A 13,102-nucleotide genomic window follows, 5' to 3' on the forward strand; every position below is an offset into this window, starting at 1 on the left:
TCGGAGTTGGACAGTCGCCTCTGCTTTTCGAATTGTCTAGTGTCGCCTCCTAGAAACTCCGAAACTTCAACTCCGCCGGCAGAAGCAAAAAGCGCTTCTTTGTCGGAGTCTCCAGTTTCTGCGTTTCTGGACAGTCGGCTATACTTTTCGGTTTCGGTCCGCCCAATGAAGTCAAAGAACGACTTCACTGGTCGGCCCTCCAGCGCTTGTCGGAGTTAAGCAGTCGCCTCCGCTTTTATATCTATTAAACATCTTATCATTTTTTTGGACAGGGCTGAATAAGCTTTCTTTAGAGTAGGACAAACAAGGAGGAAGTGTGATGGCCCCATGAAGTTCCATGAAATGAATGAACAAGAAATTGCTAGTGCCTTAAGAACAGATTTTACAGAAGGATTGGAGGAAAAGGAAGTAAAACGCAGACGTGATCAGCATGGGTATAATGCTCTGGCGGAAGGCGAAAAGCAATCCGCCCTGTTATTATTCTTCAGCCAGTTCAAGGATTTTATGGTGCTTGTCCTTTTGGCGGCAACGTTAATATCAGGCCTTCTTGGTGAGATGGTCGATGCAATCGCGATAATTGCTATCGTACTGGTAAATGGCATCTTGGGATTTTTTCAGGAAAGAAAGGCGGAGAAATCACTCGATGCCTTAAAGGAACTGTCAGCCCCGCAGGTTCATGTGTTAAGGGACCGGGAATGGGTGAAGATTCCTTCGAAGGAAGTCGTGCCAGGGGATGTCCTGAAATTTTCAAGTGGGGACAGGATTGGAGCGGATATTCGGCTAATTGAATCCTGGAGTCTTGAAATTGAAGAGTCGGCACTCACTGGGGAATCAGTTCCGGTTCAAAAAAGCACCACACCATTAAGAATTCCGAATCCGGGGCTTGGCGATATGGAAAATATGGCGTTCATGGGCACGATGGTCACAAGAGGAAGCGGTACCGGAGTGGTCGTTGCTACGGGAATGAAAACGGCAATGGGGCAAATTGCCGATTTGCTGCAAACCGCTGAAGCCCAGGAAACACCTCTCCAGCGCAGACTTGAACAGTTAGGAAAAATCCTGATTACAGCTGCGCTATTCCTGACACTGCTTGTTGTTGGGATTGGAGTCCTTCAAGGCCATGACCTGTATACAATGTTCCTGGCCGGGGTCAGCCTTGCCGTGGCGGCGATTCCCGAGGGTCTTCCGGCCATTGTGACCGTTGCATTGTCACTGGGTGTCCAGAGGATGATCAGAAAGAATGCGATCGTCCGGAAATTGCCTGCAGTGGAGACGCTTGGCTGTGCATCTGTCATATGCTCGGATAAGACAGGAACGATGACGCAAAACAAAATGACGGTGACCCATTTATGGAGCGGCAGCAAAACCTGGAGAGTTGATGGAGTGGGTTATTCCCCGACAGGCTTGTTTTTCCATAAGGACAAAAGCATTGATCCACAGAGCGAAAAATCACTTCAGCAGCTGCTGACCTTCGGAATGCTGTGCAATCATGCAGAGATGGTTGAGAAAGAAGGGGAGTATACCATCGATGGTGATCCAACTGAGGGGGCGCTGCTGGTTGCCGCGATGAAAGCAGGCTATCGGAAAAATCTCCTGCTCGAGCAATTTGAAATTGTCAATGAGTTCCCATTCGATTCCAAGCGGAAAATGATGAGCATAATTGTTAAAGATAAAACAGGCAGAAAATTTGCTGTTGTGAAAGGAGCACCGGATGTCCTGATTGGATTGAGTGAATCCATTCTCTGGGATGAAAGGCAGCAGCGGTTAACGAAGGAGCTGAATGCAAAAGTCCAGGGAGCAATTGACGAACTTGCAGGTAACGCATTAAGAACGATTGCAATCGCGTTCAAGCCAATTCCGCAGGGGACGGTGATCCTCCATGAAAACGAAGCTGAAAAAGACTTGACCTTCATCGGGCTGCAGGGAATGATCGATCCGCCACGTCCTGAAGTAAAAACAGCCGTAAAAGAATGCCGTGATGCAGGAATCAAAACCGTCATGATTACCGGTGACCATGTTATCACAGCAAAGGCAATCGCCAAACAGTTAGGGATATTATCAAAAGACAGCAAAGTAATAGAAGGCAAAGCTTTATCCGAAATGTCAGTTTCTGAGCTGGAGGATATTGTTGACGATGTTTCAGTTTTTGCCCGGGTATCGCCAGAGCATAAATTGAAAATTGTGAAGGCACTGCAAAACAGAGGGCATATCGTCGCAATGACAGGTGATGGAGTAAACGATTCACCGGCCATCAAAGCGGCAGATATCGGTGTGGCAATGGGTATCACGGGTACCGATGTCGCGAAGGAAGCCTCGTCTCTGGTACTTCTGGATGATAACTTTGCCACCATCAAAGCAGCTATCAAAGAAGGCCGTAATATCTATGAAAATATCAGGAAGTTCATCCGCTATCTTCTTGCCTCGAATGTTGGCGAGATTTTGGTCATGCTCTTCGCGATGATCCTCGGGCTGCCGCTGCCGCTCGTTCCGATCCAAATCCTCTGGGTGAACCTTGTTACAGATGGCCTGCCAGCAATGGCCCTTGGGCTTGATCAGCCGGAGGACGATGTGATGAAGAGGGATCCTCGCCATCCTAAGGAAGGCGTCTTCTCCCGCGGGTTAGGGTGGAAGGTCGTTTCCCGTGGCTTCTTGATTGGGCTGATGACATTGATCGCATTCATCGTTGTATATAAAAGGAACCCAGATGAACTGATCTACGCCCAAACAATTGCCTTCACAACACTTGTCATGGCTCAACTGATTCATGTGTTTGACTGCAGGAGTGAAAAATCGATCTTTGCCCGTAACCCATTCGGAAACAAATATTTGGTTTGGGCAGTAATCTCATCCCTGGTTATGGTCCTTGGCGTCATTTATTCACCTGTCTTACAGCCAATTTTCCATACGGTCCCGATCCTGCTGACTGACTGGCTGTTGATAATAGGCTTATCAGCCGTTCCAACATTTTTGCTTGCCGGAACATTTTTTGCAAGAAAAACAAAGAGAAATATGATATAATCCGTTAGGTAATAGAGAACACTCTATTGCCTTTCTTTTTTTTTACATATATTACCCGTTCCATGGGTCAACAGGAAACTCGACTTTTTGGTGAGATTGGATGTGTCTGGAATGGTCGTCAGTATGACTGGGTTTGGCAGGAGCAAGGCAGAATCTGAACGTTGCAGTGTCACGGTTGAGGTGAAAACGGTCAATCACCGTTTTTGTGAATTTCATATTCGAATGCCTCGGCAGCTCCTGAAAACGGAAGAAAAAATCAAGAAGAAACTTGGCGAACATATTAAAAGAGGAAGAGTCGAAGTATTTGTCACTTTGGAAGGCGAAGGGATCGTCAGCCGAAGGGTACATATTGACTGGGAAGCCCTTGACGAATTTGTCGATAACATATCCGAGATTAAAAACAGGTACAGTTTAGCTGGAGACTTAGAAATCCGTGATATTGTCAGCAGGGAAGACATCATCCATATTGAAGAAAAGGAAGCAGAGAATGCCGAACTGGAAATTCTTGTCCTATCTGCAGTTGAAGAGGCAGGCCTTAAGCTGGTTGAAATGCGCAGACTTGAAGGTGCAGCCCTTCAAAAGGATGTCTTGCAATATATAAGTCTGATGTCAAATCATATTTTGCGTGTAAAGCAATTTGCTCCTGATGTTGTGGAGCAGTACCGTGAGAGGCTAAGAAAAAAGATGGCTGATTTCATGGAAGGCAGTGCAGAGGATGACAGGATCATGACAGAAGCAGCTTTTTTTGCGGATAAAGCAGATATCAGCGAAGAAATTGCCAGGCTTGAAAGTCATGTAAGCCAATTCAACGAAATCCTGGAGGTGGATGAGCCCCTGGGAAGGAAGCTGGATTTCCTGCTCCAGGAAATGAACCGAGAGGTCAACACGATTGGATCCAAAGCGAATGATTCAAAGATTGCCAGGGAAGTTGTCGAGATGAAAAGCCTCCTTGAAAAGGTTAAGGAACAAGTACAAAATATAGAGTAGCGTTTAGAATGGGCCTCGCAGGGCCAAAATAATTAACTGATGATTGGGGGACCATCATGGCAATTAAGCTTATCAATATAGGCTTCGGCAATATTGTTTCAGCAAACAGGATCATTTCAATCGTAAGTCCTGAATCAGCTCCGATCAAACGGATCATCCAGGATGCACGTGATCGTGGATCTTTAATAGATGCTACATATGGAAGAAGGACCAGGGCTGTCATCGTCATGGACAGCGATCATGTCATTCTCTCTGCGGTACAGCCGGAAACAGTGGCACACCGCTTGAATGACCGAGATGATATTATTGATGAAGGGTAGGACGTGTTCATGCAGGAAAAAGGATTGTTGATTGTGCTTTCGGGACCTTCCGGTGTTGGTAAAGGAACGGTCAGGAAAGAGTTGTTTTCCCAGCCGGATACCGCTTTTGAATACTCGGTGTCCGCGACAACGCGGCTTCCGCGAGAAGGAGAACGGAATGGAGTAGATTATTTCTTCAAAACAAGGGAAGAATTTGAAGAGATGATCAGGGAGGACCAACTGCTTGAGTATGCAGAGTTTGTAGGCAATTATTATGGCACTCCTGTTGAGTACGTCCGTGAAACTCTTGATGCGGGGAAAGATGTTTTCCTTGAGATAGAAGTTCAGGGAGCCAGCCAGGTAAGAAGGAAATTTCCCGAAGGCCTGTTCATTTTCCTTGCGCCGCCTAGCCTTTCAGAATTGGAGAATCGGATCGTGACTAGAGGAACCGAGACGGAAGATATCATCAGAGGCAGGATGAAAGCGGCAAGAGAAGAGCTTGAAATGATGGAATTATATGATTATGTTGTTGAAAACGACCAGGTGGAGAGAGCAGCCTCACGTGTTAAATCGATTGTCGTTGCTGAGCACTGCCGCAGGGAACGAGTTCAACATCGTTATAAAAAAATGCTGGAGGTAGATTAAATGCTTTATCCTTCTATTGATTCTTTAATGACAAAAATTGATTCGAAATATTCTTTAGTATCTGTTGCGGCCAAGCGCGCACGCAGCATGCAGGTTCATATGGACCCAAAAATTGAAAAGTATGTTTCCAACAAATTCGTAGGAAAAGCACTTGAAGAAATCAATGCTGAAAAGCTTCACTTCAAAACAGCTGGAAGCCACGAAGAGCTCAATATCAACGAATAACACCGCGATAACAACCTATTTATTGGGTTGTTATTTTTTTGTTTTTTGTGACTTATGATGTGGTTTCATCTTGCCTATTTCATGCTTATTCTGTGAAAAAATGTTATAGTTCTATCATAATGATAGATTGTTATAAAATGGGGGTTCTCTGACATGCTGAACGGTAAAAAGATACTATTGTGCGTAACCGGCGGGATTGCTGTATATAAAGGCGCTGCGCTGACAAGCAAGTTGACCCAGGCTGGCGCAGAGGTAAAGGTAATCCTGAGTGAATCAGCAGCGAAATTTGTCACTCCGCTCACATTCCAGGCGTTGTCCAGAAGTGAGGTTTATACCGATACATTTGATGAAAAAAATCCGGAAAAGATTGCGCATATCCATTTAGCCGATTGGGCTGATCTGATCATCGTTGCCCCGGCTACTGCCAACATTATCGGCAAGCTGGCAAACGGGATTGCCGACAATATGATTTCAACGACATTGCTGGCGGCGACTGCTCCGGTTTGGATCGCTCCAGCCATGAATGTGCATATGTACCAACATCCGGCCGTTGTAAAAAATATGGAAACACTCAGGAGCTTCGGCTATGAATTCATTGAACCGGGTGAAGGCTATCTGGCATGTGGATACACAGGGAAAGGCCGCCTGGAGGAACCGGAGACGATTGTAGAGCGAGCCAGCCAGTTTTTCATAACAGAAAGCGGGGAACTTTCTGGAAAGACTGTTTTGATCACTGCGGGGCCTACGAGGGAGAAAATCGATCCAGTGCGGTTCCTTACCAATCATTCGACCGGAAAAATGGGTTACGCAATTGCCGGGGAAGCGGTAAAGATGGGGGCAAAAGTCATCCTCGTTTCCGGTCCGGTTTCCATTGCTCCGCCAAAAGGAACTGAGCTGGTTAACGTTGAAAGCGCCGAAGAGATGTACCGCGCCGCACTTGAACATTTCACGGAAACGGATGTCCTGATTGGAACCGCTGCGGTAGCAGATTACCGGCCTAAATATATTTACGAAGAAAAGATGAAGAAAAAAGAAGGCGACCAGGCACTTGAGCTGGAACGGACGAAGGATATCCTTTTTGAACTTGGGCAAAGAAAAGCTGCCCAGGTCATTGTTGGATTCGCAGCTGAAACCAATGATATCGAAAAGCACGCTATGGGCAAACTCACCAGGAAAAATGCCGACATGATTGTGGCAAATGACGTAAAAAAGGCAGGTGCCGGGTTCGGTGCCGATACAAATATTGTCACCATATACAAGAAAGACGGCAGTAAGAACGAACTGCCCCTCATGGCCAAAACGGAGGTTGCCCGTCAAATCCTCTCAGAAGTCGTCCTTCTTTTAAAAAAGGATGAAAGCCAATGAATATAGCCAGTGTTATTGTCGATGTCCCTGCAAAGCAGACGGACAAAACGTTTGACTATAAAATTCCTGATAAGTTCCTGGATGTCATTAAGCCCGGGACAAGGGTCATCGTGCCTTTTGGCCCGCGGAAAATCCAGGGTTTTGTCACGGGTCTCAAAGACCAGTCAAGTTTTTCCAAGCTGCGGTCCATCGTTGAACCGCTGGATTTGACCCCGGTATTGAATAAGGAACTTCTGCAGCTGGGGGAATGGCTGACAGAACATACATTAAGCTATAAAATTTCATCTTACCAGGCAATGCTTCCAGCAGCGCTAAAAGCAAAATACGAAAAAAAGATTGTTTTGGCAAAAGGGACGGAATTAAGTGGCTTGCCAAAAAATCTTGCCGAATTATTTCAAGAACATAGTGAACTGAAATGGGAAGATGCCGTTGCCCAGGGGCTGGTCCAGCAGCTGCAGAAAGAGGCCGCGGCCGGCAGGGTAGAGGTTGTCTACCAAGTGAAGGACAGGGTGCGCAAAAAGCTGCTCAAGCATGTTTATCCTGCGATTGGCACGGAACAGCTGCAAGAAGCAAGAGACACGCTTTCAGCACAGGCGTCAGGACAGCAGGCTGTGATTGATTTCTTCCTGGAACATCCTGAGCCTGTGGAACAGAGGCTGCTTCTCACCACTCTTGGAATCTCGCAGGCGTCGGTTCAATCACTCGTCAAAAAGGGAATCATGAAAACTGAAGAGATGGAGGTATACAGAGACCCTTATTCAGAAAGGGAATTTGAAAGGAAAGTTGCCCTGGAATTGACCGCTGAGCAGGAAAAAGCAATCAGTCCAATTCTATCTTCGATTGAAAAGGAGCTTCATGAAGTCTTCCTTCTATATGGAGTCACCGGAAGCGGCAAGACGGAAATCTACCTGCAGTCGATCCAGGAAGTCTTGCGCAAAGGAAAAGAAGCAATCGTGCTTGTGCCTGAGATCTCGTTGACTCCCCAAATGGTCACCCGTTTCAAGGAGCGGTTCGGTGACCTTGTTGCCGTCATGCACAGCGGCCTTTCTGCAGGTGAGAAATATGATGAGTGGCGGAAAATCCAGCGAAAGGAAGTCAAAGTAGTCGTAGGGGCGCGGTCGGCCATTTTTGCTCCATTCGAGAACCTCGGCATCATCATCATTGATGAAGAGCATGAAACAAGCTACAAGCAGGAAGAAAACCCGCGCTACCATGCCAGGGATGTTGCGATTCAGCGTGCTAAAACCTATGCGTGCCCGGTCGTTCTCGGCAGTGCTACACCGTCACTTGAATCCTTTGCCAGGGCGCAAAAAGGGCGATACACCTTGCTGTCGCTGCCGAAAAGGATGAACAACCAGCCACTTCCCGCAGTTGAAATCGTTGATATGCGGGAAGAGCTGCGAACGGGCAATCGGTCGATGTTTTCGGTAAAGCTTTTTGAAAAAATTAAAGACCGGCTTGAGAGGAAGGAACAGACAGTCCTGTTCCTTAATAAACGTGGACATTCCTCTTTTGTCATGTGCCGTGATTGCGGCTATGTGATGAATTGTCCGCATTGCGATATTACGCTGACCTATCACCGATACAATGAACAGATGAAATGCCATTACTGCGGGTATGAAGACAGGGTGCCGACAATTTGCCCTGAATGCAATAGTGAACATATCCGTTATTTCGGAACCGGAACTCAAAAAGTGGAGGAAGAGCTGCTCAAACTGATTCCTGAAGCAAGGATCATCAGGATGGATGTCGATACAACAGGGCGTAAGGGGTCTCATGAGAAGCTGTTGACTGCTTTCCAGGAAGGACAGGCAGATATATTATTGGGGACTCAAATGATTGCCAAGGGGCTTGATTTTCCCAATATCACGCTTGTAGGCGTGCTTTCGGCAGACACGATGCTGAATCTGCCGGATTTCCGTTCTTCGGAAAAAACTTTCCAGCTTCTGACTCAGGTCAGCGGGCGAGCTGGAAGGCACAAGCTTCCAGGTGAGGTGGTCATCCAGACTTATACCCCTGAGCACTATAGTGTTGAGCTGGCAGGAACCCAGGATTACGACCGTTTTTACCAGCAGGAGATGCTGATGCGGAAGGTGCATCAATATCCGCCGTTTTATTTTCTGTCACTTGTGACGGTCAGTCATGAAGAATTGATGAAAGTGGTATCGGTCACTGAGAAAATCGCCAAATTCATTACATCCAGACTGTCTAACGATTCAGTGGTCCTCGGCCCGGTTGCGTCGCCGATCCCTCGCATCAACGATAGATATCGTTATCAATGTCTGATAAAATACAAAAAGGAACCAGAACTTAGCACTACGCTAAAATCCATACTGGACCATTACCAGCAGGAAATGGGATCAGGCGGACTGCAGATTTCCGTCGACCTGAATCCTTACATCCTGATGTAGTGATCATTTTATGGAAGGCTGTTATCGTAAAGGTTATTGTTAAAATCTTAAAGCCGATTTTTAACGTGATAGAAGCAATTTGTATGTTAGTACTAAGTTTGCAAGCTCTTTTCTCATAATAGTCGTTAATTATGTGAATAATCTTAGGTAATTCAATCCAATTTTGTAGGCACTAGCAACAAAGTTTGAGAAAAGAGCCTTATGGAAACATGAAAGTTTACGTTAAAAGCTGATTGAACAAGCTAATACTATATTTAAATGGATTTATTGGAGGATTTATTTTGGCAATAAGAAAAATAGTAACCTACCCGGCAGAAATATTGGAGCAGGAATGTGAAAAAGTCACCGTTTTTGATAAAAAGCTGGCCAAACTGCTGGATGATATGTACGATACAATGATCGAGTTTGATGGAGTCGGCCTGGCCGCCCCTCAGATTGATATAAAGAAACAGATTGCGGTTGTCGATATTGATGATGAGCATGGCACGATCGAGATGATCAACCCGGTGGTTCTTGAAACCAGTGGTGAGCAGACTGGGCCGGAAGGGTGCTTAAGCTTTCCTGGATTGTACGGAGAAGTAACCCGGCCAAATTATGTGAAGGTGAAGGCCCAAAACCGGAAAGGAAAGACCTTTGAAATCGAGGCCGAGGAGTTTTTAGCAAGGGCGATCCTGCATGAAATCGACCATCTGCACGGTGTGTTATTTACCACGAAAGTGTCCAAATATATGGAAGAAGCTGATTTAGAGGAGTTGAACCAGGAATGACAAGAATTGTATTTATGGGAACTCCAGACTTTTCAGTACCGGTTTTGCGAAGGCTGGTAGAGGAAGGTTACGAGGTGGTCGGCGTCGTCACGCAGCCTGATCGCCCTGTTGGCAGAAAACGCGTACTGACGCCGCCTCCTGTAAAAGCAGAAGCGCTGAAGCATGGCATCCCGGTTTACCAGCCGGAGAAAATCCGCCAAAAGGAAGAACTGGATAAAATCCTCGCGCTTGAACCAGATTTAATCGTCACTGCAGCCTTTGGACAGATTCTGCCAAATCAGCTGCTTGAAGCACCAAAGTTTGGCTGTATCAATGTCCATGCTTCACTCTTGCCCGAATTGCGCGGTGGTGCACCTATCCATTACGCAATCATTGAAGGAAAAGAGAAGACGGGTATCACGATTATGTATATGGTTGAAAAGCTGGACGCTGGCGACATCCTGACACAAGTCGAAGTTCCGATCACGGAAACAGATACAGTAGGTTCATTGCACGATAAAATGAGCCCTGCTGGAGCAGATCTTTTATCTGAGACAATTCCAAGGTTATTGAACGGGGAGATCTCTCCTGTTCCGCAAAATGATGCCGAAGCGACTTTTGCCTGGAATATCAAGCGTGAACAGGAGAAAATTGACTGGAGCAAACCAGGACACGAAATCTATAACCATATCCGCGGCATGAATCCCTGGCCGGTTGCCTATACGACAATGGATGGTGCAGTGATGAAGATATGGAGTTCTGTGAAGACGGACTATAAAGGGAGCGGACAAGCCGGGACGATCGTCAAGATTGAAGATGACGGTTTTATAGTGGCAACCGGAGATGAAACAGCCATTAAGATTACAGAGCTCCAGCCAGCTGGCAAGAAAAAGATGGACGCTAAGCAATTCCTGCTTGGGGCAGGGTCGAATTTAGAGCCCGGCGTCAGGTTAGGAGACTGGAATGAGTAAAAAGAAGAATGTCAGGGATACTGCATTGCAGCTGTTGGAAACGGTTGAAAAGAACCAGGCTTACAGCAATCTGCTCCTGAACAATGCAATTGAAAAAAATGAAATTAATCCCATCGATGTCGGCTTGTTGACTGAGTTGGTTTATGGGACTTTACAGCGAAAAATGACTCTCGATTTTTACCTTAAGCCGTTCATCGAGAAAAACAAGAAATTGCAAACCTGGGTGGTCAATCTGCTGCGGATGACTGTTTATCAGATGGAGTATTTAGATAAAATACCAGACAGGGCAGCGATTTTTGAAGCAGTCGAAATTTCCAAGCGGCGAGGACATAAAGGCATTGCCAGCCTGGTGAATGGTGTGCTCCGCAGCATTCAGCGAAACGGACTTCCTTCCCTGGATTCGATATCCAACCCAGCGGAAAGAATCTCAATAGAAACAAGCCACCCATTATGGTTAGTCAAAAGGTGGGTAGATCAGTTCGGGATTGAAAAGACAAGAGAAATGTGCGAAGTGAATCTGACTGCGCCGCTGCAGACAGGAAGGGTCAATTTGACAAGGATTTCCCGTGAGGAGTGCCTGGAATTGCTGGCGGAAGAAGGCTTTGAAGTGGAACCCAGCCCAATCCTGCCAGAAGCCATCAAATGTCTCCGAGGCAATCTCGCCTCTTCTAAGGCATTTAAATATGGTTTGTTGACAATTCAGGACGAGAGTTCTATGCTAGTTGCCCATGCACTAGGCATTCAGGAAGAAGAAGTAATCCTCGATGCATGTGCTGCCCCTGGGGGGAAATCCTCTCATATTGCGGAAAAGCTTGGCAACAGCGGCAAAGTGATCTCACTGGACCTTCACGACCATAAAGTCAAGCTGATTGCCCAGAATGCTAAGCGTCTTGGCCTCGAGAATATCGAAGCGCAAAAAATGGACAGCCGGGAGGCGGCACAACGATTCAAGCATGAATCGATTGACCGCGTTTTGCTTGATGCACCTTGCTCAGGACTGGGCGTAATGAGACGGAAGCCTGATATGAAATATACGAAGAAAGAACAGGATCTCAGCCAGCTAAAGTCAATCCAGCTGAGCCTCCTTGAATCAGTCGCGCCATTGCTTAAAGATGGCGGTACGCTTGTCTATAGCACTTGCACAGTAGATCGGGAAGAAAACCAGGAAGTAATAGAAATATTTTTACGCGAGCATCCTGAATTCTCAGGAGATCCAACACTTGCAGAAAGAATGCCAGATGCAATCAGGCCATTGATCAATGGTTTCGATATTCAGATTCTTCCTCAGGATTTTGGTTCGGATGGGTTTTATATTGCTTGTTTGAGAAAGAAGGTGGAATAACATGGAACAGGAAAAATCAACTAGAACATCAGCAACACAAGAATCAGTCAAGAAATCCATTTATTCACTTCAGCTGCACGAACTGAAAGACTGGCTGAAGGAACAAGGAGAAAAGCCATTCAGGGCAGAACAAATCTATGACTGGCTTTACAAGAAGAGAGCAGCTTCATTCGAAGATATGTCCAATCTGTCAAAGCCTTTACGCGACAAGCTGGAACAGCATTTTGTGCTGACTACCCTGAGTACGATCATCCAGCAGACATCATCAGATGGAACCATCAAGTTCCTGTTTGAACTGCATGATGGGGTCTCAATTGAAACCGTGCTGATGAGGCATGAATATGGAAATTCCGTATGTGTAACAACACAGGTTGGCTGCCGCATTGGCTGCACATTTTGTGCTTCGACACTTGGTGGCTTAAAAAGGAATCTGGAAGCAGGAGAAATCGTTGCCCAGGTCGTAAAGGTACAACAAGCTCTTGATGAAACAGACGAGAGAGTAAGCTCAATCGTCATCATGGGGATCGGTGAGCCGTTCGATAACTATGATCACATGCTTTCATTCCTGAAAATCATGAACCATGACAAAGGGATGAACATCGGAGCCCGCCATATTACTGTATCGACCAGCGGAATCATTCCAAAGATTTATGAATTTGCGGATGAAAACATGCAAATCAATTTTGCGATCTCACTGCATGCTCCGAATACCGAGCTTCGCAGCAGATTGATGCCAATCAACCGAGCATACAAGCTTCCTGATTTAATGGATGCGGTCCGCTACTATGTAAACAAAACCGGCCGCAGAATCAGTTTTGAATATGGTCTTTTTGGCGGCGTGAATGATCAGGTTGAGCATGCGGAAGAGCTTGCCCAGCTGGTAAAAGGATTGAAATGCCATATCAATTTGATTCCGGTCAACTATGTACCTGAACGCGATTACGTAAGGACACCTAAGAGCCAGATCTTCAAATTTGAACGTACTCTCCGCGACCGTGGAGTGAATGTAACGATAAGAAGAGAACAAGGGCATGATATTGAAGCAGCTTGCGGACAACTTCGGGCAAAAGAAAGAAAAGAAGAGACGAGGTGA

The 13,102-nt window shown here is 46.2% G+C and carries 12 protein-coding genes; 11 read left to right on the top strand and 1 reads right to left on the bottom strand.

All coding sequences use genetic code 11. The features are described 5' to 3' along the window. The coding region (locus J7E38_RS20225; protein ID WP_215038869.1) for a hypothetical protein at positions 1 to 188 on the bottom strand (188 nt) is incomplete at its 3' end. 139 nt (positions 189 to 327) lie between these two features. On the opposite strand from J7E38_RS20225, the gene J7E38_RS20230 reads away from it, so the two are divergent. The 11 genes from J7E38_RS20230 (at position 328) to rlmN (ending at position 13,102) form a co-directional block, all read left to right on the top strand. After that, positions 328 to 3,018, top strand: a complete 2,691-nt coding sequence (locus J7E38_RS20230; RefSeq protein ID WP_215038871.1) for a calcium-translocating P-type ATPase, SERCA-type — start codon at positions 328 to 330, stop codon at positions 3,016 to 3,018. 111 nt (positions 3,019 to 3,129) lie between these two features. Beyond that, positions 3,130 to 4,005, top strand: a complete 876-nt coding sequence (locus J7E38_RS20235) for a YicC/YloC family endoribonuclease (RefSeq protein ID WP_214703931.1) — start codon at positions 3,130 to 3,132, stop codon at positions 4,003 to 4,005. A 56-nt stretch (positions 4,006 to 4,061) separates the two neighbouring features. Next, complete coding sequence (gene remA, locus J7E38_RS20240) at positions 4,062 to 4,325, top strand: extracellular matrix/biofilm regulator RemA (protein WP_023614949.1); 264 nt, start codon at positions 4,062 to 4,064, stop codon at positions 4,323 to 4,325. Positions 4,326 to 4,334: 9 nt separating this feature from the next. Beyond that, positions 4,335 to 4,949 carry a guanylate kinase gene (gene gmk / locus J7E38_RS20245; protein ID WP_214703937.1) on the top strand — a complete coding sequence of 205 codons (615 nt, stop codon included), beginning with the start codon at positions 4,335 to 4,337 and terminating at the stop codon, positions 4,947 to 4,949. Next, on the top strand, positions 4,950 to 5,174 hold the full coding sequence (rpoZ, locus tag J7E38_RS20250; protein ID WP_214703939.1) for a DNA-directed RNA polymerase subunit omega: 225 nt from the start codon (positions 4,950 to 4,952) through the stop codon (positions 5,172 to 5,174). A 153-nt stretch (positions 5,175 to 5,327) separates the two neighbouring features. Next, positions 5,328 to 6,539, top strand: coding sequence for a bifunctional phosphopantothenoylcysteine decarboxylase/phosphopantothenate--cysteine ligase CoaBC (coaBC, locus tag J7E38_RS20255; protein ID WP_214703941.1), 1,212 nt, complete (start codon positions 5,328 to 5,330; stop codon positions 6,537 to 6,539). Then, positions 6,536 to 8,950 (top strand): primosomal protein N', encoded by a 2,415-nt coding sequence (priA, locus tag J7E38_RS20260; RefSeq protein WP_214703942.1) that lies wholly within the window; start codon positions 6,536 to 6,538, stop codon positions 8,948 to 8,950. The genes coaBC and priA overlap by 4 nt, the downstream gene beginning before the upstream one ends. Positions 8,951 to 9,231: 281 nt before the next feature. Continuing rightward, entirely contained in the window at positions 9,232 to 9,717 is a 486-nt protein-coding gene (gene def, locus J7E38_RS20265) for a peptide deformylase (RefSeq protein WP_214703944.1), read from the top strand. After that, on the top strand, positions 9,714 to 10,667 hold the full coding sequence (gene fmt / locus J7E38_RS20270; protein ID WP_214703946.1) for a methionyl-tRNA formyltransferase: 954 nt from the start codon (positions 9,714 to 9,716) through the stop codon (positions 10,665 to 10,667). The genes def and fmt overlap by 4 nt, the downstream gene beginning before the upstream one ends. Continuing rightward, complete coding sequence (gene rsmB / locus J7E38_RS20275; RefSeq protein WP_214703948.1) at positions 10,660 to 12,009, top strand: 16S rRNA (cytosine(967)-C(5))-methyltransferase RsmB; 1,350 nt, start codon at positions 10,660 to 10,662, stop codon at positions 12,007 to 12,009. The genes fmt and rsmB overlap by 8 nt, the downstream gene beginning before the upstream one ends. Before the next feature lies 1 nt (position 12,010). Further along, the gene (gene rlmN / locus J7E38_RS20280) at positions 12,011 to 13,102 is read left to right on the top strand and encodes a dual-specificity RNA methyltransferase RlmN (RefSeq protein ID WP_214703952.1); all 1,092 of its coding nucleotides are present in this window, start codon (positions 12,011 to 12,013) and stop codon (positions 13,100 to 13,102) included.

The organism is Bacillus sp. ISL-35, from assembly GCF_018613355.1.
GTDB lineage: Bacteria > Bacillota > Bacilli > Bacillales > Cytobacillaceae > Mesobacillus.